The sequence below is a fragment of the Streptomyces sp. NPDC051776 genome (assembly GCF_040681345.1).
Taxonomy (GTDB): Bacteria; Actinomycetota; Actinomycetes; order Streptomycetales; family Streptomycetaceae; genus Streptomyces.
In genome coordinates this window covers 47,475-68,996 of the sequence record NZ_JBFAYQ010000014.1, presented here as the reverse complement: position 1 = coordinate 68,996, position 21,522 = coordinate 47,475, and the positions used below count along the sequence as shown (strand labels likewise).

Genomic DNA, 21,522 nt, shown 5'->3' with positions numbered 1-21,522 from the left:
TCCGGTCCTCATCGGCGACGGCATCCCGGGACTCCGTTTCGACGGCACCCCGGTGATGCGGGAAGCCCTACGCCCCGCGGTGCGCCGCTCCGCTCTCGGCGAGGACACGCTCTTCGAACTCGAACTCCGGCCGCTGCGGCCGGAGTCCGGCGAGCCACCGGCCGGCGAGCACCCCGGCGCCGGGCAGGCTCGCGACGAAGGTGAGCACGCCGTACACCACGGCGACCGTCAGCCCCTGGGTCGCGCCTAGACCCGCGGCGCCGAAGGCCCACGCGGTGACACCCTCCCGCGGCCCCCAGCCGCCGACGTTCAGCGGCAGGGCCATGGCGAGCAGCGCCAGCACCATCAGGGGCAGCAACTCGACCGCGGGCGCGGCGGATCCGGCGACCCGCGCGGCGAGCAGGAACGTGGCGAGGTGCCCGGCGAGCACGGCGGCCGACGAGACCGCCACGCCGGGCAGGCTCTCCCGGCCGAACAGCCCCTCGCGGGACTCAACCAGAGCGGAGCCGACCGCACGGCGGACGCGGGACGCACCGGGCGCCAGCCGGAGGCCCACGGCGGCCGCGACCACGATCGCGGCCGCCACCGCGAACGCCAGGACCGCACCCGGGGCGACCAGAGACCTCACATCATGCAGGGCCGGTGACGGAGAGGCGAACAGCACCGCGACGCCGACGCCGATCAGCACCACCTGGCCCGCGGTCCGCTCCAGGACCACCGCCCGTACTCCGCGTCCGACATCACCGGCGTCCTGCCCGTGCCGTACGGCGCGGTGCACATCGCCGAGGATTCCGCCGGGCAGCGCCGCGTTCAGGAACAGGGAGCGGTAGTAGTCGGCGACGGCCTGGCCGAGCGGGAGCCGCAGCCCCAGCCCGCGGGCCACCAGGCACCAGCGCCAGGCGCTGAACACCGTGGTGATCACGCCGAGCGCGAGCGCGGCAAGGAGCGCCGCGGCGTCGATCCTGCGGAGCCCGTCGACGAACGCGTCGCTGCCCAGCCGCCAGAGCAGGACGACGAGAATCCCCACGCCGACGAGGATCCGTATCCTCGCCCAGGCCGCACGCATCATCGCGGCCCCCCGGGCGTCCGGCGGGGCAGGGCGAGGAGATCGCTGTGGTGCACCACCACGCGCAGCCCGCCCGCGTCGCACGCCGCAAGGCGGCGCTGCAGGTAGGCGGAGGCCGACGCGTCGAGATCCGGACGCTGCTCGCGGGCCGCGTCCACCCAGCCCCGCAGCCACTCCGCGGTCAGCGCGGACTGGTCGGCGCCCAGCCGCCAGTGGCTGCTGTGCACCTGTACGTCCATGCCGTGCCGGGCGAAAGCGTCGGACGCCACGGCGACGGCGTCCGGGCCGAGCAGCCGGCGGGTGTGATCGCTGCGCCGCTGGTGGGCGTTGAACGCCTCGGTGATCTCCGCGTCGAGCGGATCGGCCGGGGTCAGCTCGACACGTCCGACGACCGAAAGCGCGAGCAGCGCGGGGCAGCCGGCACCGGCGCAGGCCGCCACGAGGCCGTCCACCTCGTCGGGGGTGAGCACGTCCAGCAGAGCCGAGGCCGTCACCAGCGCGGTGCCGGAGAGGTCGTCCGTGGACAGCCGGGCGATGTCGCCGTGGCGTGCGGTGACCGTGACGCGGCTGCCGTCGAAGGCAGCGGCGGGCATCCGGGCCACGGCGTGCGCCAGCAGACCGGGGTCGCGATCGTGCAGCACCCAGCGCTGAGGGCCGGGCAGCCGGGGGGCGAGCCAGCGTCCCATGGAGCCGGTGCCGCAGCCCAGATCGCGGATCACCAGTCCGGCGCCCGGCTCCCAGCGCGGCAGCGCGGCCAGATGCCGGCGCAGCGGGGCCAGGAGTTCGCTCGCGCGGGCGGCGGCGTCCGCGCCCTCCCGCAACTCCAGCCACTCCGGGGCGTACGGCGGTACTTCGGTCTTCGTCATGCCGACCTCCGGGGGGCCTGCGGAAGCCGCTCCAGCACGGCGGCGAGATTGCGCGACGTCATGTCCCACCCTTCCAACGTGGTCCGCCGCCGGCGCGCCGAGACCTTCAACTGCCCGCGCAGATCGGGCTCCTCGAGCCAGCGCCGCAACCCGGTGCCGAGGGCCTGGAGATCACCCGGCGGTACGAGGAGGCCCGGTACGCTTCCGTCCGGCGCGCGCCCGACCGCCTCCGGGAGGCCGTCCACGGCCGTGGCGAGGACGGGGATCCCGCGTGCGAGGGCCTCCGTGACGACCATGCCGTATGTCTCGGCGTACGAGGTGAGCACCAGGAGGTCGGCCGCGGCGTAGCTGGCCTCCAGCTCCTCACCGGTCTGCGGGCCGACGAGCCGCACCCGGTCCGCGAGCCCGAACTCCGCGATCAGGGCGCGCAGTCGGACGACGTACGCGGGGTCCTGGCCCAGTCCCCCGACGCAAATGCACGTCCACGGCAGGTCGGCGACCGTCGCCAGCGCGCCGACCAGCCTGTGCTGTCCTTTGCGCGGCGTGACCGATGCGACGCAGAGCAGGCGCGACGCGCCGTCGGTGCCGAGGGCCTTGGGTGCGGGGTCGGCGCCCGGGGCGGCGACGTGCACCCGGCCCGGGGCGAGCCCGTGGTGCGCGACGAGCCGGCGGGCGGCCCAGGCGCTGGTCGCCACGACGGCCGACGCCGCCTGCAGGGTCCTGCGCTCGCGGGCGTCGAGGTCCGCGGCGGTGGCGGGGGCCAGTCCCGTTTCGTCGCCGAGCGGCAGGTGCAGTAGCACCACCAGGCGCAACCGGGCCGCTTCTGGGACGACGATGTCGGGGACGGCGCAGGCCACGAGCCCGTCCAGGAGAACGACGCTGCCGTCCGCCAGCCCGCTGAGGATCCGGGCCAGCTTGGCGCGGGCGGCAGCTCCGGGCTGGGGCCACGTCCCTGGCACCGGGTGCTCGTGGACGCGCCAGCCGGCGCGGGGCAGTTCCAGGCACACGCGGCGGTCATAGGTGTTGCCGCCGCTGGGCGCCGTCGGGTCGTCGACGTCACCGGGCAGGACGACGTGCACCGTGGGCACGGTCGTCGGGGTGGCGTCGGCGGGCTTCACAGCGAGCGCTCGTAACCGGCCCAGGCGATATGGGACTCGTGGAGGGTGACGGTGAGGCCGTCCAGACCGCGGGCGCCCTCGCCGAGCGCGCCGGCGTGGATGCGGTCGGCCAGACGGTCGGCGATGACCTTGGCCAGGAATTCGGTGGAGGTGTTGATGCCCGCGAAGTCCGGGTCGTCGTCCAGATTGCAGTAGTTCAGCTCCGCCGTGATGCCGTTCAGCGCCTGGGAGGCCAGCCCGATGTCGACGACGATGTTGTCCGCGTCCAGTTCGGCCCGTCGGAACGTGGCGTCCACGAGGAAGGTCGCGCCGTGCAGGCGCTGCGCGGGCCCGAAGACCTCGCCGCGGAAGCTGTGAGCGACCATGATGTGATCGCGGACGGTGACGCTGAACAACGGATGACCCTCCAGGTTGTGCGGAGAACGCCCCGGCAGGGGCGTACGGTGCGGGCCGGGCCCGTGTCCCGGTCCGAGCTCGCTTCTCGTGCCCATGGGTACGGGCCGGAGCGGAGATCTGCTCAGCCCGATTCCGGGCCGGTTCCGTACCGGACTCGGTGGCACAGCGCGGGGAGGTCGCCGGAGGCCAGACGGGGCATCACCTGCGGCAGCTCCTCGAAGGCGCACTCGCCGGTGATCAGTGCGTCGAAGGCGGGGTCCGCGAGCAGGTCGAGGGAGAGCGCGAGCCGGTCCGCGTAGGTGCGCCGGGACGCGCGGGCCGGGGAGACGGTGCCGACCTGGCTGCTGCGTACGACGAGACGGCGGGAGTGGAAGGCCTCGCCCAGCGGAAGGGCGACTTTCCGGTCCCCGTACCAGCTCAGCTCGAGGACCGTGCCCTCCGGATCGAGGAGTTCCAGGGCGCGCGCGAGCCCGGCTTCGGTCGCGCTGGCGTGGACGACGAGGTCGCACCCGTCCGCCGCGTCCTCGGGCAGTGCGAAGTCGACGCCCAGCGCCTCGGCCAGCGCCGCCCGGGCGGGGTTGGCGTCGACCAGTTGCACACGGACGGCGGGGAACCCGGCCAGCAGCGCCGCGACGCTCGCGCCGACCATTCCGGCTCCGATCACGGCGACGCGGTCGCCGATCATGGGCGCCGCGTCCCAGAGGGCGTTCACCGCGGTCTCCACCGTTCCGGCCAGCACGGCGCGCTCTGCGGGGACGGCGTCCGGCACCGGGGTCACGGCGCTCGCGGGGACGACGTACCGCGTCTGATGCGGGTAGAGGCAGAAGACCGTACGGCCGAGGAGCTCTCCGGGCCCTTCCTCGACCACCCCGACGTTGAGATACCCGTACTTGACGGGGGCGGGGAAGTCGCCGTCCTGGAACGGCGCCCGCATGGTGCCGTACTGGCTCTCGGGCACCCCGCCGCGGAAGACCAGCGTCTCCGTCCCGCGGCTCACTCCCGAGCAGAGGGTGCGCACCACGACGTCACCGGCGCCGGGGCTGGGAAGGTCGACCGTCCGGATCTCCCCGTGTCCGGGAGAGCGGAGCCAGAAGGCGCGGGCGGCGCGATTCATCGGCAGCCTCCTTGAACGCTGGGGCGACGGTTCACGTTGTTAGTAGTCACGAAGTCCGCAGGTACGGTACGCGGCACTGATCGACTTGTCACACAGCCGGAGGAGGCGCAATGGCCGTATACGGCGGGTACGAAACCCGGCCGTTCCGGCAGGAAACGACCGCGGGGATAGGTGCTCAGCTACTGCTCCTGGCTCTGCTCTGGCTTGCGGTCGGCCTGGGGCCTGTCGGATGGCTGACCGGCTCCGTTTTCGCGGTCGCCACCTGGGTGGTGCTCACCCTCGCCCTGCGTCGTTCAGGAACCCGGTCCTTCGGGCCGGCCAATCACGTCACGCTGGCCAGGGCGACCCTCGCGGGGGGTGTTGCCGCTCTGGTCGCCGACTCCCTCGGAGGGCGCCCGCCCGTCACCGTCCTGGTGGCGCTCGCCACGGTGGCCCTGATCCTCGACGCGGTCGACGGGCAGGTGGCCCGGCGCACCGGGACGTCGTCCCGGCTCGGAGCCCGCTTCGACATGGAGGTCGACGCCTTTCTGATCCTCGTGCTCAGCTTCCATGACTCCTTCTCGCTCGGACCGTGGGTGCTGGCGATCGGCATGATGCGCTACGCGTTCGTCGCGGCGGCCCGCGTGCTGCCCTGGATGCGCGGGGCGCTGCCACCGAGCAGGGCGCGCAAGACCGTGGCGGCGACGCAGGGCATCGTCCTGGTCGTGGCGGGAAGCGAACTCCTGCCGTACGCGGTGGCGTTCGCGACCGTGGCTCTCGCGCTGGCCTCGCTCGTCTGGTCCTTCGGGCGCGACGTCCTGTGGCTGTGGCGGGCGCGGGAGGTGCGTACGGTCGCGCTCACGGTGGTCGAGGGCGCGAAAGGGCGCGAGTCCGTCATCGTGGGCCGCAGCGCCGCCTGATGACGGCCTGTCGTTTGCGACGCCCCTGACACGAGCCGGAGTTCGGTGCCCCGGTCGCATGAACGGCCCCGCACCACCCCGCGCATCGATCACGTTCCGGTGACGAGGCATCCCCGGTGTTTGCCGGGGGTGCCTCGTCGTTTGCGTCCGGGCGCGCCGGCATCCCGACCGCCCCCAACGCCCCTAACGCCCGTCTACTCCTCCCTGCTCCCGCCCCGGCCCGTCTCACCCTGTGAAACAGCTTCAGGTGGGCTTCAGGTGCGCTTTGACACGGTGATCGACATGGCCGAACGGGGCACTCGTTCGGCGCAGTTGATACCCGTCACCCGAGCAAAGGGGAGAGCGACGTGCACGCACTGATCGACCACGCAAGGAGCTTCGCGAGCCGCGAAGGGGCGGAGCTGAGCCATCTGGAAGCCGGACAGTCGCCGGACACGCTGTTCCTCAGCTGCTCCGACTCCAGGGTCGTCCCGGCGCTCATCACCGGTGCCAGGCCGGGCGAGTTGTTCGAGCTGCGCACAGCGGGGGGCGTCGTCCCCCGCTATTCGGCCGTGCACGCCACGGGCGAGGCGGCCACCATCGAGTACGCGGTCGAGGTGCTCGGCGTCTCCGACATCGTGATCTGCGGACATTCGGGATGCGGCGCGGTGACCGCGCTGGTGACCGGGGCGGATCTGGGAGCCGTACCGGCGGTGCGGGGCTGGCTCGAGCGGGAGCCGACCGTCAGCAGCGCGCCGCGGGGCTCGGGGGCGACCGTGCCCGACATCGCCCGCGCCGTGCAGGAGCACATCCTGATCCAGCTCGGGACACTGCGTACGTACCCCTGTGTGTCCGCTCGGCTCGCCGACGGACGGCTGCGCCTGCATGCCTGGTTCTACGAGGTCCACACCGGCCGTGTCAGCACCCACCGCGCCGGAGTCGAGGAATTCCTGCCCCTGTGAGCCGTGGTGCCGCACGCCGTTCCCGACCCGTCGTCTCCCGATGACGCGGATGACAGAACCGAGAGGTCCTTGATGCTTCCCCCCTCCTTCGGCCGCGATCTCAGCGCGTCGGTCGTCGTGTTCCTCGTCGCCCTGCCCCTCTGCGTGGGTGTGGCCGTCGCTTCAGGTGTCCCGGCCGAGACCGGTCTGATCACCGGGATCGTCGGCGGCATCCTGGTCGGCATGCTGCCCGGCAGCAGCATGCAGGTCAGTGGTCCCGCCGCCGGTCTGACCGTGCTGGTCGCCGAGGCCGTCCGCGAGTTCGGTCTCGGCGCCCTCGGCGTCATCGTCCTGGCCGCCGGGCTCATCCAGCTGCTCCTCGGATTCCTGGGATGGGGCCGCTGGTTCCGTGCCGTCTCGGTCTCCGTGGTCGAGGGCATGCTCGCCGGCGTCGGCCTGGTGATCATCGCCGGACAGCTCTACGCGATGGCGGACCAGTCCTCGCCCTCCAGCGGGCTCGGAAAGATCGCCGGACTGCCCGGCCTGGTCTCCACCGTCCTCGGCTCGCCCCACGCCCTGTCGGCCCTGGGCATCGGGGCGGGGACCGTCCTGGTGATGCTGGGCTGGCAGCGGATGCCGCGGCGGGTCCGCCTCGTGCCCGGCGCGCTGGTCGCCGTGGTGCTGTCCGCAGTCGTCACCTGGCTGTTCGGCCTTCCCCTGAAGCAGGTCGAGGTGCAGGGCCTGCTCGAGTCCGTCAACCTTCCCGGTGGCGGCGATTTCGGAGCGCTCGCCCAGGTCGGTGTCATCGGAACCGTCGTCTCCTTCACCCTCATCGCCTCCGCCGAGAGCCTGTTCAGCGCCGCGGCCGTGGACCGGCTGCACGACGGACCGCGTACGGACTACGACAAGGAGCTGATGGCCCAGGGCGCGGGCAACACCGTGTGCGGTCTGCTCGGTGCCCTGCCGATGACGGCCGTCATCGTCCGCAGCGCGACCAATGTGAACGCCGGGGCGAGGACGAAGCTCTCGCGGGTCCTGCACGGCGTCTGGCTGCTGCTGTTCGCCGTCTTCTTCCCCGCGGTCCTCGGCATCATCCCGCTCGCGGCGTTCGCCGGCGTTCTGGTCCACGCGGGCTGGAAGCTGCTGCCGACCGACCGCATCGTCCCGATGTGGCGCGAGCACCGGATGGAGGCCGTCATCCTGGTGGCCACGGCGCTGGCGATCGTGACGGTCAACATGTTCGAGGGCGTTCTCATCGGGCTGGGCCTCTCCATCGTCAAGCTGGCCTGGGACACCTCCCACGTCCGTATCCGGTCAGCCGACACGGGCAGCGGGGCGATCCGCGTATCCCTCACCGGCAACGCCACGTTCCTGCGCCTGCCCGTCATCCTCGACTCCCTGGAGGCTCTGCCCGCCGACCGCCCGGTCGAGCTGGACCTGACCGGGCTGCGCCACCGCGACCTGGCGTCGACCACTGCGCTCGACACCTGGGTGACGCGCCACAACGAGGCCGGGTCCCGGGTCCGGATCACGGAGAAGGAGGAGGGGGCCAGGGAGCCCGTGGGCACCTCGGTCTGACCACACGGCCGCGCTCGGACCGGACTTCCGGCCCGCTCCCGGGACGGGCCGGCCGGACCACCGGGCCCGGCCGGCCCCGCGCCTCGTACGGACGAGACGACGGGGTCCGGCGGGCTCGACTTCCCCCTCGGCTCAGCTCCGATCGGGGCCTGGGTAGCGAAACGGCGCACCCCTCGCCGTACGGCGACCGGTCAACGATCCATGATCATCCGCAGCGCACACGCGTCGGCCGCGTGGCCTGTCCCGCCGCTTCCTCGGCAGCCGCGGACCAAAGTCACCGGGCGCCTGGACACGGACTTGAGCGCTGACAGCATGCTGCCTCCACGCGTGCAACAAGCTGTCAGCCTTCTGTCTGTTACGCCCCCTCCCTCGCTGGCATGGTCTTGCGTGCCCGCTAGTTGACCAGCTACGGCAAGGGGGAGAACGTGACCGGAGTTTCCCGCAGACCAACACTCTGGGCGCGGACGGCGCTCGTCCTGGGACTCGGTGCGGCGGTCCTGTACACATCAGCCGGTGCTGCGGCGGCGACCTCGACGGAGGGTCCCCCGTCGTCGCCGCGGCACCTCTCCGGGGTCGCCTCGCCCCTGATTCCGCAACCCCTTCTCGACACCTTCTGTGACCTCTGGGCCGGGGCGACCGCCGGTCTCCAACGGCCCGCCCCGCCCGCGGAGTTCCGCGCCTGCGCCAACGGTTGGCAGTAGGCGGCGATGCGCTTCCAACTGCTCGGCCCGCTCAGCATCACCGACGGGCCGGAATCCGTCGTGCTCGCTCCGTCCAAGCCCACCATCCTGCTCGCTTCCCTGCTGCTCCACGCCAACTCCGTCGTCTCGGCCGAGTACCTGCTGCGCACCGTCTGGGGCGAGGTCCAGCCCGCCACGGCGAAGGCCGCTCTGCAGACGTGCGTCCTGCGGCTGCGTCGGCTTTTCGCCAAGCACGGGGTGACCGAGACGCCCATCGAGGCGGTGCCCGGCGGCTACCGGATCGTCGCGGGGGAGCAGCACCTCGACCTCATCGGTTTCCGCGAATGCGTCCGCCGCGCGGCCCGGTTGAGCCACGACCCGGAGACGGAGCTCGACGTCCTGAAGAGCGCCCTGGCGCTGTGGCAGGGGTCGCTGCTGGCGAATGTACGGTCCGACGTCCTGCACCGCGACGAGGTCCCGCGGCTGACCGAGGAGCGGCTGCGGTGCGTGGAGCGCGCCTGCGACCTCGAACTCGCGCTGGGCCGTTGCGGCGAGGCGCTCGTCGAGCTGTGGAGCGCGACGCGCGCCCACCCGGGCCACGAGCGGTTCCGGGAGCAGCTCATCGAGTGTCTGTACCGGACGGGGCGTCAGACGGAGGCGCTGGCGGAGTACCGGAGGGTCAAGGAGTACCTGCTGGAAGAGCTGGGGGTGGACCCCTCCCCTGCGTTGCAGCGGCTCGAACTGGCCATCCTCCGCGGCGACGATCTCGGCCCGGCCTCCGGCAAACGTCCCGCACCGCAGATCCTCGCGCTCACGGCGGAGCCGGCGAAAGAGGAGAAGGAGCCCGCACCTGCCACCAGCGCTCCCGCCGCTCCCGCCGCTCCCGCCGTGCTGCCGTCGGTTCCCACGGTGCCGTCGTTCAGCGGACGGTCCGCGGAGGTCGCGGCCATGGCGGCCCGGCTCACGGGAGAGACCGGCGGCCCGGCCACGGTGCTGGTCTCCGGCGCCCCGGGCATCGGGAAGACAGCACTGGCCTGCCATGTCGCCCAGCTCGTCCGCGACCGTTTTCCCGGCGGACGGTTCCTGGTGACGATGACCGGCCCCGGCGGCGAACCCCGCCGCCCCGCCGAAGTGTCCGCGGAACTGGAGGAGTTCAGGGCACGGAACGCCCGCAACGGCGGTGGCGACCGCATCCTGCTGGTCCTCGACGATGTCGTCAACGCCGGCCAGGTCCGTCCCCTCCTGCCCTCCGCACCCGGCGCCGCCGCCGTCGTCACCAGCCGCCGGGGCCTCGCAGGACTGGTGGCCACCCACGGCGGTTCGGTGCACCGGCTGGGCGCCTTCGACGAGGCGGAGTCCCGGGAACTGCTGGTGGCCGTCCTGGGCACCGAGCGGGTGGATGCCGAGCCCGACGCGGCACGGCAGTTGGCGGCCGTGTGCGCCCACTACCCGCTGGCGCTACGGATCCTGACGGCCCGTCTGCTCACCCGCCCCGGACTCGGCCTCGCAGACAGCGTCCGCTGGCTGGCCGACGACCCGATGGCCCGGCTCTCGCTCACCGACGACCCCGGCATGTCCGTCGAGCAGGTACTCGGCGAGGCTCTGGACCGCCTGGGCCCGAGCCTGGCCGACGCCTTTCTCCGGATCGGCGCCCGGTCCCACGACAAGGTGAGGACCGAGGACACCGCGGAGGCGCTCGGCCTCCCGGTGGCCGAGGCCGAGGAGGTACTGGAGCGGCTGGCCGAGGCCGGGCTGCTCGAGGAGGGGCCGCCCGGCCCGTACCGGATGCATGAGCTCCTCCGCATCTATGCGCGTAGGGCGTCCCAACACACCCAGACCACACAGAAAGTCTGACCCCATGGCTCCAGAAGCGTTCGAAGCGCTGGCAGGTACCCGGCCGCGCGTGAACCGGGACGTTCTCTTCACCGAGACCCCCGGAGGCGTGCTCTTCCACAACGCCGACGGCGGATTCCATCTGACGGGACGTACGGCGTACCGTTTCGCCTCCCTCCTCGTCCCGCATCTGAACGGCCAGCACACACTGTCGGCCATCTGCGACGGCTTCGGCCCCGCCCAGCAGACCATGGCCGCCGAACTGGTGAAGACCCTCTACAAACGCGGTTACGCCCGAGACATCCCGCCCGGGGACACCGCGGCCCCGGAGGCGGGGCCCGAAGCGGACGCGGCCCGAAGATTCGCCGCGCAGATCGCCTACGTCGACCACTACGCCGACGGTCCGGCGGAACGCTTCCGCCGCTTCCGCGAGACCGGGGTCGCGGTCCTCGGTGGCGACGCGGTGGCACAGTGGTGCGCCCTGAGCCTGCTGCGCAACGGGTGCGCCCGGATCGGCGTGCTGCGCGACTTCCCCGACGTACGAGCCGAGGCGGACGGCCTGGCCGCCGACGGCTGCCCGGTGGAGATCGTGCGGCTCGGCGGCCCCGGTGCTCCTGCGGAGTCCCCGCCGGAACGCGCGCACGCGCACCCGGGCTGGGACGAACTCGCCGACTACGACGTCGTCGTGGTCACCGGCGCCGACGCGTCCCGCCGTGCTCACCGACTGCTGTCCGAGGGCGTGCCTCCGGGCCGCACGCTGATCCCCGCGTGGACCTTCGGCAACCGTTCCGTCATCGGGCCGCTCAGCACCGCGGGCTCCAGCGGCTGCTGGTCCTGCGCGCTGCTGCGCCTGGGTGCCAACGTCGACGCGGGGGCGGCGGCCGACATCTGGCGCGAGGCCGCCGTCGGACGGTCCGCCCCCGCCCCGGTGGACGGCGCGCTCACCGGTCCGGTCGCGGCCATGTCCGGCAACCTCCTCGGCTACGAGGTCTTCCGCCTCACCACGGGTGCCCTCCCGGCCGAGACGGACCGTCAGGTCCTCGTCCAGGACCTGGAGTCGCTGGACGTCGTCGCGGAGCCGCTCCACCCCCACCCCGAGTGCGCCCTCTGCCGGCCAGGGGACGACGCGTCCGAGGAGGCCGGGCAGGTGCTGGCGACCGGTCTCTCCCTCCCCCGGACTCCGACCGTGGAGACGGCACGCGACGCGGAGGGGCTCGTCGAGGACCTCAACCGCACCAGCGACGCGTTGGTCCGCCCCCTGGCCGGCGTCTTCTGCCGCTACGACGACGAGGAACTGACGCAGACCCCGCTCAAGGTCAGCCGTGTCGAGGTCGCACTGGGCCACGGATTGCGGCGGACGATCGCGGCGTTCGACGTGCACCATCTGGCCGGTGCCCGGATGCGCGCCCTGTACGCGGCCGCCGAGGCATACGTCGAACGCGTCGTGCCGGTACGGGCCCCGGCCGCACCGGCCACCGCCGAGGAGGGGCGTTCCGCGTCCGGCCAGGCGACGCTGAGCCCGGCGGCCCTGACCACCGGCGGCGGTACGGGCGCCACGGAGGTCGATGTGACGGCCTGGACGCCCGCCTCCTCGCTGCTGACCAAGGAAGAGGTGCTGGTCCCGGCGGCCGCGGTGCGGCCCTTCGGCCCGTACAACCGCGTACGACTGCATCTGGCCTCCAGCGCCGGTGCGGGTGCGGGCGCCACGCCGCAGGAGGCGGCGGGCCGCGGTCTGCTCTCCGCCCTGTCGCACGACGCGCTGCTCCATGCCGTCCGCGGATCCGCACGGGTGAGCCCGGTCGCGGAGGACGGGCTTCAAGAGGCCGATCTGCACCCGGAGTTGGTGTTCCTGCTCAAGTCCGCGCGCAACCTGGGTATCGGGGTGGACCTGCTCGACCTGGGTGAGAGCGAGCGCTCCGGCGCGTATGCCGTCCTCGCCCGCGAGAGCGGCGGCGAGGGCACGGCGCGCTGGGCCGTCGGCTGCGATCTGTCCCGGGCGGCCGCGGCGTCGGCGGCACTGCGGGATCTCCTGGGCGCGGTTCAGATCGCCGCCGAGACCGGTGCCGACGGCAGGTCCGTCGACACCGGCGACCCGCTGGTCGTCGACCTCGATCCCGGGACCGTTGCGGTGACGGACGGGCCAGTGCCCGCGGGCTCCTCCGCCATCACGTGGGACGCGTTGCTCGACCGGCTGCGCGCGGCCGGCCGGGACGTCCTGATCGTGCCCACGACGCCCGCGGACCTTCCGGCCGGCGGTATCCGAACGGCGCGCGTCCTCCTCACCGTCCGGACCGGGGGCGGCACCGATGCGAACTGAGTCCGTGCGCCGCGCGGACGGGGGCGTGCCGGAGGGCGGGCCCCGTGCGGCGAAGGCGGGGCGAACCACGAGGGCACCCGGCGCCCCCGCGGGCGCCAAGGACGGCGCCACCTCCCGCGCGCCCGAGCCCCTGGCCCGCTCCTGCGCGCAGGTGGCGGAGATGCTGCGCAGGGATCTCGCCGCCCATGGCAGCTCCGCGGCCGTCGGCATAGGGTTGCTGGGCGTACGGAACGCCTTCGCGGACGATGCCTCCTCGTCTCCGGCCGCCTCGGCTCCGGCACCCGGCCCCGAACGGGGAACCGGCCCCGGCCACGTCCTGGCCGCGGTCGCCGGTGACTCCCCCGCCGTACCCGTGCACCTCTACGGGCGGCACGCCGTCGCCGGTCCCTTCCCACCGCCCTCCGGGCGGGCCGGCCCGCAGCGGCCCTGCCCCCGCTGCCTCACGCGGCGCTGGCAGTCCGTACGGTCGATCGCGCTCCGCGAGGCGCTCGAACTGGGCTCCGGCACCCGGGCCGCCGGCCCGTCGCCGTACGCCACGCCCTTCGCCGCCACCGCACTCGCCGGTCTCATCGCGGCCCGGGGCCGGGGCGCCGGTGAGGACCGGGGCCCGTTCCCCGCCGTCCATCTCGTCGACCTCGAGACCCTGGAGATCAGGCGCTACCCGCTCGTCCCCGACCCCGAGTGCCCGTGGTGCGGCCGGTCCGAGGAGGACACCGCCGAGGCGGCGGCCCTCACACTCCGGCCCGCGCCCGAGCACAAGGCCGGCACGTTCCGGGTACGGGATCTGCGCACCTACGACCTGCCGGTCGAGCCCTACGCCAATCCCGTGTGCGGGGCCCTCGGCCCCTCCGTCGTCCACGACGTGTCCTCGACCTCGACGTCCGCCACCATCGGCTGCTTCTCCATGCGTTCGGGCGAGTATCTGCGCGAGACGTTCTGGGGCGGACACGCCGATACCTTCGCGGACAGCGTGCGCATCGGAGTCCTGGAAGGCCTGGAACGGTACGCGGGGATGCGGTCCCGCGCCAAGACCACGACCGTACGCGACTCGCTCGACGGACTGCTCGCGGCGGGCGAGCGGGCCCTCGACCCGCGTCAATGCGGGCTGTACTCGGAGGAGTTCAACCGAGCGCACCCCTACATCCCGCCGTTCACACCCGGCCGGGAGATCCCCTGGGTGTGGGGCTGGTCGCTCCGCGACGGCCGACCGGTGCTCGTGCCCGAGGTGCTGACGTACTATCACGCCCCGGGCGTCGAGAACCGGTTCGTGCAGGAGAGCTCCAACGGCTGTGCGTCCGGCGGCTGTCTGGAGGAAGCCGCCTACTTCGGGCTGATGGAGATCGTCGAACGGGACGCCTTCCTCATCGCCTGGTACGGGCGGGCCGCCCTCCCGGAGATCGACCCGCGCACCAGCACCCGCGCCGCCACCCGCCACATGGTCGACCGGCTGGAGATGTACGGCTACGAGGCCCGCTTCTTCGACACCCGGATCACCTTCCCCATCCCCGTCGTCACCGGCGTCGCCGTCCGCCACGACGGCGGACTGGGCCGGATGTGCTTCGGCGCGGGAGCCGGTCTCGACCCCGAGGCCGCAGTGGCGGGCGCCCTGTGCGAAATCGCGACCGACGCGGTCAACCTCCAGGGCAGGACCGAGCGCGACGAGCAGCGGTTGCGCGCCATGGCCGCCGACTTCGCCAAGGTCGAGGCCCTGCACGACCATCCGCTGGCGTACGGCATCCCTGAGATGGGCGACCACGCCCACTTCCTCATCGGCGAGCCGGGCGCCCCGCGCCCGCCGCGCCGGCCGATGGCGGAGCTCTACGGGGACGGCTCGGTTCCCGAACCGTCCGCGGACGTCCGCGACGACCTTTTGATGTGCGTCCGCGCGGTGACGGACGCAGGCTTCGACGTGATCGTCGTCGACCAGACCATGCCCGAACAGCGGGACCTGGGGCTGACGACGGTCTCCGTCATCGTCCCGGGCCTGCTGCCGATCGACTTCGGATGGCAGCAGCAGCGGGCGCTGCGGATGCCACGGCTGCGCACGGCCCTGCGGGAGGCCGGACTGCGCGACCGCGATCTCACGCCCGCGGACTTCAACCCGGCCCCGCACCCCTTCCCCTGACCGAGGAGCGCACCATGGGGTACGCCCATGACTATGCCGCCGCGATCATGCGGCGCAACCGGGTCGGCATGGAGCCCATCGGCTTCGTCCCCAACTGGCCCGACGGACCGCGCAAGACGAAGTACTACCCGGGCGTGGACAGCCTGCCGCTGCCCACGGGGGACTATCCGGCCGAGGCCACGCTGGAACGCGGTCTCGATCTGTCCGGCACCGAACCGCCGGGCGGCGAGAGACCCTTCGACCTCGCCGCGCTCTCCGGCATGCTGCTCGACTCCTACGGGCTGACCGGGCGCCGGCTCGGAGTGCAGGCCAACAGCGATCTGAACGCGCTGCCGTTCTATCCGCTCGCCAACTGGTCGCGGGGCACCGCATCCGGCGGTGGCCTCTATCCGCTCAGCATCTACTGGATCTCCGGCCCGAGCGGTCCTCTGCCGCCCGGCGTGCACTACTACGCCACCCGGCACCACGCCATGCAGCGGCTGCTCACCGGTGATGTGTCCGGGGAGGTGCGGGCGGCGCTCGGCGAGGGTGCGCCGGGGCCCGGCTCCACCGACCAGTACCTCGTGGTGGGCGTCAAGCACTGGCAGAACGCCTTCAAGTACAACAGCTTCTCCTTCCATGTCGTGAGCATGGACCTCGGCGCGGCCGTGCAGACCTGGCGCATGTGGGCACGAGCCCGCGGGCTGTCCGTGGAACCCGCGCTGTGGTTCGACGAGGAGCGTCTCGCGCGGCTGCTGGGGGTGCGCACGGAGGAAGAGGGCATCTTCGCGGTGATCCCGCTGGCGTGGGAGGGCGGGGAACGGTCCGCCCCAGCCGCACCGACCACCGCCGCCAACGCCTCCGTACGCCACCGCGACGTCGAACGGTCGCGCACGGTCCTCACCTTCGATGCGGTCCTCACGATGCAGGCCGCCACCGCCGAGCAGGCCACGGCCCGCCCCGCGCCCGGCGCCCTCGCGCCGGCCGCCGCCCCGCCCCTCGGCGAGAGCGAGCGGCTGCCGCTGCCGCCGGCCGAGCCCCTGACGACCGATGTGCGCACCGCGCTGCGGAGCCGCCGGAGCAGCTTCGGCCGCTTCGACGCCCGTCGCCCCATCTCCGCTGCCCAGCTCGCCACCTGCCTGGCCGCCGCGCAGGCCGGTGCCCGGCTCGGCGGTGACACCGGGCATACGGAGGATCCGCCGCTGGCCAAGCTGTACGCGATCGTGAGCCATACCGAAGGGATCACGCCGGGCGCGTACGCCTACGACCCCGACGCACACGAACTGCAGTTGGTGAAGGACGGCCCGCTGGGGCTGTTCCTGCAGAAGAACTACTTCCTGGCCAACTACAACCTGGAACAGGCCGGGGCCGTGCTGGTCGCCACGGTGCGCACGGCCGCAGTGCTGGACGCCGTGGGAGACCGGGGCTACCGCCTGGTCAACGCCACGATCGGCGCCATGGCCCAGACCCTCTACACCGCCTCCTCCGCGATGGAGCTGGGCTGCGGTGTCGCCCTGGGCTTCGACAACATCTCGTACATCGAGGAACTCGGCATCGAGGACACCGGTGAGGCTCCGCTGCTGATCATGATGATCGGCAACGAGCGGCCGGATCCGGCCGACTTCCGGCACGAGATCGCCTGAGCGGATGCGTACCGGAAGGAAGGAACTCCCCATGCTGAGCCGCCGGTTCATGCTCCGCGTCGCCGGGCTCCCCGTCGAGTCCGTGCACGGACTGCGCTGCCCGGAGAGCCGCCGTTGGGCGGACGACGTCCTGACCGAGGAGGACCGACTGCGTGCGGCGGGCGAGTCCATCGGGGACCGCCTGCACGCGCTGGTCGGCGGATGTACGGACGAGTCCAGGCGGCGGACGCTGCTGGCCCTGCGCCGCGAGGTGTTCAACAACCGTCTCCCGCGCGACCCCGGTGCCGCCGTCGACCTGGTCGCGGCGCTCGACGCGTCCACGGCCGAGGTACTGGCCGCCTGGCTGGAGGAGCGGCGGGAGTGGAAGGCACGGCGCGCCCAGGGCGCCGGGCTGGTCGCCGCCGACCTGGGGCGCTCCCGGGAGGAGCTGCGGCGTCTCGCGGGCGAGGAGCGGCTGCGCAGGGGACTGCTGCTCGCCTCACCGTCGCTGGACGCGCAGATCGACGACTTCGTGGCCACGGCGGGCCCCCGCCCCGACAAGCGGCAGCGCAAGATCGAGCGGTCCGTCGTGGCGTACCTCTACCGGACGGCGTGCAAGACCAGCCCGTTCAGTACCTTCACCGGTGTGGCGCTGGGCGCGTTCGAGCGGGCCGAGGGGCGTGCGGCCGGCGACCGCACCGTGCGGATCGATACGGACTGGACGAGCCATCCGCAACTGAATGTGGTCGCACTGGGGCGGCTCGCCGAGGCCGTGACCGACCACCGTGAGCGGCGCGCCGACCTGCCGGTCTCCCTCGCCTCCGGCTGGGGCCGGGACGACGACCGGGTGCGCTATGTGCGGCGACTGGTCACGGCCGGCGACGACGACACCGCGGTCACCTTCGACTCCGTCAAGGACCGACTGTTCTTCCTGCGCCGCAGCGGCACGCTGGAGCGGATGATCTCCCTCTTCGAGCAGCAACCCGTCCTGCGTTATGGGGAGTTGGTCCACTGGCTGGCCGCCGAGCAAGAGGCACCGGAGGAGGAGTGCGAGCGCTATCTGGAGGCGCTGCTCGGTCTCGGGATGATCGAGGTGCCCGGCCTGCGCACCGGCGTCCACGACATCGATCCGCTGCGCGCCTTCCAGGACTCGCTGCGGGACCTCGACCGGCCTTGGGCCGAGGAGCTGGCACAGGCGCTGGAAGGGCCGGCCTCGTATGTCGAACGCTTCGCGCACGCCAGTCCGGCCGAACGGCGGGGCCTGCTGCAGGAGTTGCGCGGCGGACTGCGTCGCATCCAGGTGGATCTGGGCGCCGAACGGGCGAAGGTGCCGCAGACGGTGCTGTACGAGGACGCGGTGGCCGGACGTGACGTGGCGTGCGATCCGGCCGCCTGGACGGAGCTGGCGGAGGGGCCGCTGAGGGCGGTGGAGCGCGTGCTGCCCGCATTCGACCTGACGCTGCCTCAGCGCATCACGCTCAAGGGCTTCTTCCTGGCCCGCTACGGGCAGGGGGGGCGCTGCGACGACCTGCTGAAGCTGGTGCACGACTTCCACGAGGACTTCTTCGACCAGTACCTGTCGTTCACAGCGGGCCGGAAGGCGTACGACGCCGAGGGGCGGTACGTACCGGAGGAGAACTGGCTGGGGCTCCCCCAGATCAAGGCCCTCGACACGGCCCGCCAGGCGTTCTCCGGCCGGATGCGGAGCCTGTGGGATGCATGGAGCGAGGCGGCGGCCGGAGGTGAGGAGAGCGGGGAGCTGTGCCTCGACGGGGCGTTCCTCGAGGAGGTGGCAGGCGAACTCACCACCGTCACACCGGACTTCGCCACCCTCAGCCATCACTTCCAGCTCTCGGACGGGGCGGATGGGCCGCTGTTCGTGCTCAACCGCTCGTTCGGCGGGTTGAGCTTCCCGTTCAGCCGCTTCACTCACTGCTTCGACGGGCTGGACGAGGAGCTGCGCGCCCACGCCGGGACGATCGAACCGGACGGTGTGGTCTTCGCGGAGGTCACCGGCGGCTCGGTGACCAGCAATCTGAATCTGCACGGGCGGCTGACCGACCACGAGATCATCTGCCCCGGCGAGACCGGCACGCTTCCGGCGGAGTGCCAACTCCGCCTGGACGACCTGTACATCGAGCACGACGAGGCCGGGGACCGGCTCGTGCTGCGCTCGGCCCGGCTCGGCCGCGAGGTCGTCCCGGTCTACCTGGGCTATCTCGTACCGCTCGCGCTGCCCGAGATCCCGCGCACCCTGCTCCTGCTCTCCCCCACGTCCATCGCACCGCTCGACGTCTGGGGCGGCATCCCGGAGAGCGAGTCGGAGAACGGGGTGACCCGGCGCCCCCGGGTCCGCCACGGCAACGTGGTGCTCAGCCGCCGGCGATGGAGCGCGCCCGCATCCGTCCTGCCGCTGCGCGCGCCCGGGGTGAGCGACGAGGACTGGTTCCTGGAGTGGCACCGGTGGCGGCGGGCGCACGGGCTTCCCGACCGGGTCTTCGCGACCGTGTCGGACGGGGGCGGGCGCGGCGCGACCGGGTCCAAGCCGAGCTGTGTCGACTTCGACAGCTTCCTGTCGCTCACGGCGTTCGAGGCGCTGCTGAAGAACTCCGGGGCCCGCGTGGCATTCCGGGAGATGTTGCCCGAGGAGGACGGCCTGCACGCCGTTTCCGACCGCGGCCGCCACGTCGCGGAACTTGCCGTGGAGACCGTGTTCTCCACCCGAGGGAGTGATGAGACGTGACAACCGGAAGCGGCACGGGCGCGGGAACCGCGAGCGGCACGGGCACGGGCACCGCGAGCGGCACGGGCACGGGCACCGCGAGCGGCGAGCGGCGCGGCGCCTGGCAGGCGACGCACATCTTCTACGCCGCCAACCCCCGTCCGATGTTCCTCCAGTGCATCCGCCCCCTCATCGCCTCTCTCGAGGCGGACGGGCTGCTGGCGAACTACTTCTTCATCAACTACTGGCTGCAGGGCCCGCACGTCCGGCTGCGCATCCGTCCCACCTCGCCCGAGGCCGAGCCTGAGGTGCGGCGCCGGACGGAGGAGGCGGTCGACGCCTTCCTCGCCGAGCGTCCCGCACTCTACGAGGTGGACTCCGGCTTCCTCCGCGACTTCTACGACGCGCTGTTCCAGATCGAGTTCCCCGAGGCCGACCGCACCGCGTACCTGGACGACCAGGGCCGCATGCGGCTGCAACCCAACAACTCGCGCAGCGCCGAGCCCTACGAGCCGGAGTACGCCAAGTACGGCGGCCCGGCCGGGATCGAGCTCGCCGAGTGGCACTTCCGCCGCTCCAGCGATCTGGTCATCGACGCCTTCCGCACCAAGAACCTGCATCTGCGCACGGTGCTGCTCGGCACGTCCGCGCAGTTGATGATGGTCATGTCCGGCTGCTTCATGCCCGAGGGCGACCGGCTCGCCGGCTATCTGGAGAGCTACTACCAGTTCTGGCACCAGGCGTTCCCCGACACCGGTTTCATCGGCACCGACGAGTACGACCGCAACTACGCCCAGATGGCCCCCGATCTTGCCCGCCGCTTCGGGCACATCCGGCGGGCCGTCGCCTCGGGCGAGCCGGGCAGGCTTCCCGCGTTCGTCGACGGCTGGGCGGCGCACTGCCGTGAACTGCGCGACCGCGCCCATGACCTGTCGGTCCGGGGAGAGCTGGTGTTCCCGTCCGCGGACGGGTCGCTCGTACCGTTCACCGACCCGGACAAGGCCCTGCCGCGCCTGCTCTCCCCCTATATGCACATGACCAACAACCGGCTGCACGTGACCATCCGCGACGAGGCGTACCTCTCCCACGTCCTCGCGCGCGTCCTGCGGGAGTTCACCGTCGGGGCAGGCACATGACGACGGCCGAGGCCCAACTGGCGGAGTACCGCCCGGCGCTGCGGAAGAGGATCCTCATCAGCAGCGGGATGCTGCACGGCGCCCGCACGGTCCACCTCATCAAGGACGCCGACAGCGGCCGGTCGTTCGAGGTGGGCGTCAAGGAGTACTTCCTCATCTCGCGCATGGACGGCACCCGCAGCCTGGAGGCCATCGGGGCGGACTACGCGCAGGAGTACGGCCGCAGGCTCGGTGACACCAACTGGCAGCGGATCCTGGGGATGCTGGGCAGCCGCGGGCTGCTGCAGGGCACCGAGCGTGCCTCCGTCACCTCCATGTCGGCCGGGGCACGGTCCAGGAAGAGACGGAAGCACGCCCGCAACAGCTTCATGCGGGGCGACCGGCGGCTGGTCACCGACGCCGATGCGACCACCGCCCGCCTGCACCGCGCCACCCGCTTTCTCCTCAGCCCGTACGCGATGGTGCCGATGCTGCTCATGGTCGCCGGCATGGAGGTGGTGATGCTGCTGCACCTGGGCGAATTCGTGCTCGGCGCATGGGGGTTGCTCCGCAATCCCGTCCTGCTGGCAGGGGCGGGCAGCCTCATGTGGCTGAGCACCACACTTCACGAACTGGCGCACGGCGTCACGGCCCGGCACTACGGCGGGCACGTCACCGAGATCGGCCTGCGCTGGCGGCTTCCGCTGATCATGATGTACTGCGAGGTCGGCAACTACCTCTATCTGCGGACCCGAGGGCAGCGGATCGCCACCGCCGTGGCCGGGGCCGTGATGAACCTGCTGTTCCTGCTCCCCTTCTGCGCCGCGTGGTTGTTCGTCCCCTCGGACGAGGCCACCCACGACGCTCTGGGGGGGATGGTCTTCCTCGGCAGCGCCCAGGCCCTCGCCATGCTCGTCCCGCTGCCGCCCCTCGACGGCTACAAGATCGCCGCCCAACTGGCCGGGGCCACCCGACTGGCAGCCTCCAGCCGGACCTATCTCGCCCTGGCCGTCCGGCGCGATCCGGCGGCCGCCGCCTATCCGCGCCGCGCACGTATCGCCTACATCACCTACGTGCTCGGCACCGTGCTCGTCATCTGCGCCCTGGTCGCAGCCGTCGCAGCACTTGTCCTCTTCCTGCTGACGACTCTGTGAAACCGACGACCACGAAGG

Annotated in this window: 16 protein-coding genes; 11 read left to right on the top strand and 5 right to left on the bottom strand. The window is 72.4% G+C overall.

What is annotated here, in order from left to right; genetic code table 11:
* Positions 1-67: 67 nt before the first annotated feature.
* From AB0M26_RS14015 to AB0M26_RS13995, 5 genes are all read right to left on the bottom strand, one after another.
* Positions 68-1,069 carry a lysylphosphatidylglycerol synthase transmembrane domain-containing protein gene (locus AB0M26_RS14015; RefSeq protein ID WP_365259597.1) on the bottom strand — a complete coding sequence of 334 codons (1,002 nt, stop codon included), beginning with the start codon at positions 1,067-1,069 and terminating at the stop codon, positions 68-70.
* Positions 1,066-1,932: a class I SAM-dependent methyltransferase gene (locus AB0M26_RS14010; RefSeq protein ID WP_365259594.1), complete on the bottom strand. Its 867-nt coding sequence runs from the start codon at positions 1,930-1,932 to the stop codon at positions 1,066-1,068. Before AB0M26_RS14010 ends, AB0M26_RS14015 begins: the two co-directional genes overlap by 4 nt.
* Positions 1,929-3,050, bottom strand: coding sequence for a glycosyltransferase family 4 protein (locus AB0M26_RS14005; protein ID WP_365259591.1), 1,122 nt, complete (start codon positions 3,048-3,050; stop codon positions 1,929-1,931). The genes AB0M26_RS14010 and AB0M26_RS14005 overlap by 4 nt, the downstream gene beginning before the upstream one ends.
* Positions 3,047-3,445, bottom strand: coding sequence for a 6-carboxytetrahydropterin synthase (locus AB0M26_RS14000; RefSeq protein ID WP_365259588.1), 399 nt, complete (start codon positions 3,443-3,445; stop codon positions 3,047-3,049). Before AB0M26_RS14000 ends, AB0M26_RS14005 begins: the two co-directional genes overlap by 4 nt.
* Positions 3,446-3,567: 122 nt before the next feature.
* Complete coding sequence (locus AB0M26_RS13995; RefSeq protein ID WP_365259585.1) at positions 3,568-4,560, bottom strand: zinc-binding alcohol dehydrogenase; 993 nt, start codon at positions 4,558-4,560, stop codon at positions 3,568-3,570.
* A gap of 110 nt (positions 4,561-4,670) precedes the next feature.
* On the opposite strand from AB0M26_RS13995, the gene AB0M26_RS13990 reads away from it, so the two are divergent.
* The 11 genes from AB0M26_RS13990 to AB0M26_RS13940 all read left to right on the top strand — a co-directional run bounded on the left by AB0M26_RS13990 (position 4,671) and on the right by AB0M26_RS13940 (position 21,504).
* Positions 4,671-5,459 carry a CDP-alcohol phosphatidyltransferase family protein gene (locus tag AB0M26_RS13990; protein WP_365259582.1) on the top strand — a complete coding sequence of 263 codons (789 nt, stop codon included), beginning with the start codon at positions 4,671-4,673 and terminating at the stop codon, positions 5,457-5,459.
* 347 nt (positions 5,460-5,806) lie between these two features.
* Positions 5,807-6,400 carry a carbonic anhydrase gene (locus AB0M26_RS13985; protein ID WP_365259579.1) on the top strand — a complete coding sequence of 198 codons (594 nt, stop codon included), beginning with the start codon at positions 5,807-5,809 and terminating at the stop codon, positions 6,398-6,400.
* Between the two features lie 72 nt (positions 6,401-6,472).
* Positions 6,473-7,957, top strand: a complete 1,485-nt coding sequence (locus AB0M26_RS13980; protein ID WP_365259576.1) for a SulP family inorganic anion transporter — start codon at positions 6,473-6,475, stop codon at positions 7,955-7,957.
* 425 nt (positions 7,958-8,382) lie between these two features.
* A complete protein-coding gene (locus AB0M26_RS13975; RefSeq protein ID WP_365259573.1) occupies positions 8,383-8,658 on the top strand; it encodes a hypothetical protein in 276 nt (91 codons plus the stop codon).
* A 6-nt stretch (positions 8,659-8,664) separates the two neighbouring features.
* Complete coding sequence (locus AB0M26_RS13970; RefSeq protein ID WP_365259570.1) at positions 8,665-10,491, top strand: BTAD domain-containing putative transcriptional regulator; 1,827 nt, start codon at positions 8,665-8,667, stop codon at positions 10,489-10,491.
* 4 nt (positions 10,492-10,495) lie between these two features.
* A complete protein-coding gene (locus AB0M26_RS13965; RefSeq protein ID WP_365259567.1) occupies positions 10,496-12,787 on the top strand; it encodes a TOMM precursor leader peptide-binding protein in 2,292 nt (763 codons plus the stop codon).
* 160 nt (positions 12,788-12,947) lie between these two features.
* Positions 12,948-14,912 (top strand): TOMM precursor leader peptide-binding protein, encoded by a 1,965-nt coding sequence (locus AB0M26_RS13960; RefSeq protein ID WP_365259808.1) that lies wholly within the window; start codon positions 12,948-12,950, stop codon positions 14,910-14,912.
* A 14-nt stretch (positions 14,913-14,926) separates the two neighbouring features.
* Positions 14,927-16,534, top strand: a complete 1,608-nt coding sequence (locus AB0M26_RS13955; protein WP_365259564.1) for a SagB family peptide dehydrogenase — start codon at positions 14,927-14,929, stop codon at positions 16,532-16,534.
* Positions 16,535-16,565: 31 nt separating this feature from the next.
* The gene (locus AB0M26_RS13950) at positions 16,566-19,256 is read left to right on the top strand and encodes a lantibiotic dehydratase (RefSeq protein ID WP_365259561.1); all 2,691 of its coding nucleotides are present in this window, start codon (positions 16,566-16,568) and stop codon (positions 19,254-19,256) included.
* A complete protein-coding gene (locus tag AB0M26_RS13945; protein ID WP_365259558.1) occupies positions 19,253-20,371 on the top strand; it encodes a lantibiotic dehydratase C-terminal domain-containing protein in 1,119 nt (372 codons plus the stop codon). The genes AB0M26_RS13950 and AB0M26_RS13945 overlap by 4 nt, the downstream gene beginning before the upstream one ends.
* Positions 20,368-21,504 carry a M50 family metallopeptidase gene (locus AB0M26_RS13940; protein WP_365259555.1) on the top strand — a complete coding sequence of 379 codons (1,137 nt, stop codon included), beginning with the start codon at positions 20,368-20,370 and terminating at the stop codon, positions 21,502-21,504. Before AB0M26_RS13945 ends, AB0M26_RS13940 begins: the two co-directional genes overlap by 4 nt.
* The last annotated feature ends 18 nt before the right edge of the window (positions 21,505-21,522 follow it).

What these genes read in the sequence shown, in the direction of transcription:
- AB0M26_RS14015 (WP_365259597.1), bottom strand. Translation starts at nt 1,069, where the DNA reads ATGATGCGTGCGGCCTGGGCGAGGATACGGATCCTCGTCGGCGTGGGG.
- AB0M26_RS14010 (WP_365259594.1), bottom strand. Translation starts at nt 1,932, where the DNA reads ATGACGAAGACCGAAGTACCGCCGTACGCCCCGGAGTGGCTGGAGTTG.
- AB0M26_RS13995 (WP_365259585.1), bottom strand. Translation starts at nt 4,560, where the DNA reads ATGAATCGCGCCGCCCGCGCCTTCTGGCTCCGCTCTCCCGGACACGGG.
- AB0M26_RS13990 (WP_365259582.1), top strand. Translation starts at nt 4,671, where the DNA reads ATGGCCGTATACGGCGGGTACGAAACCCGGCCGTTCCGGCAGGAAACG.
- AB0M26_RS13980 (WP_365259576.1), top strand. Translation starts at nt 6,473, where the DNA reads ATGCTTCCCCCCTCCTTCGGCCGCGATCTCAGCGCGTCGGTCGTCGTG.
- AB0M26_RS13970 (WP_365259570.1), top strand. Translation starts at nt 8,665, where the DNA reads ATGCGCTTCCAACTGCTCGGCCCGCTCAGCATCACCGACGGGCCGGAA.
- AB0M26_RS13965 (WP_365259567.1), top strand. Translation starts at nt 10,496, where the DNA reads ATGGCTCCAGAAGCGTTCGAAGCGCTGGCAGGTACCCGGCCGCGCGTG.
- AB0M26_RS13960 (WP_365259808.1), top strand. Translation starts at nt 12,948, where the DNA reads ATGCTGCGCAGGGATCTCGCCGCCCATGGCAGCTCCGCGGCCGTCGGC.
- AB0M26_RS13955 (WP_365259564.1), top strand. Translation starts at nt 14,927, where the DNA reads ATGGGGTACGCCCATGACTATGCCGCCGCGATCATGCGGCGCAACCGG.
- AB0M26_RS13950 (WP_365259561.1), top strand. Translation starts at nt 16,566, where the DNA reads ATGCTGAGCCGCCGGTTCATGCTCCGCGTCGCCGGGCTCCCCGTCGAG.
- AB0M26_RS13940 (WP_365259555.1), top strand. Translation starts at nt 20,368, where the DNA reads ATGACGACGGCCGAGGCCCAACTGGCGGAGTACCGCCCGGCGCTGCGG.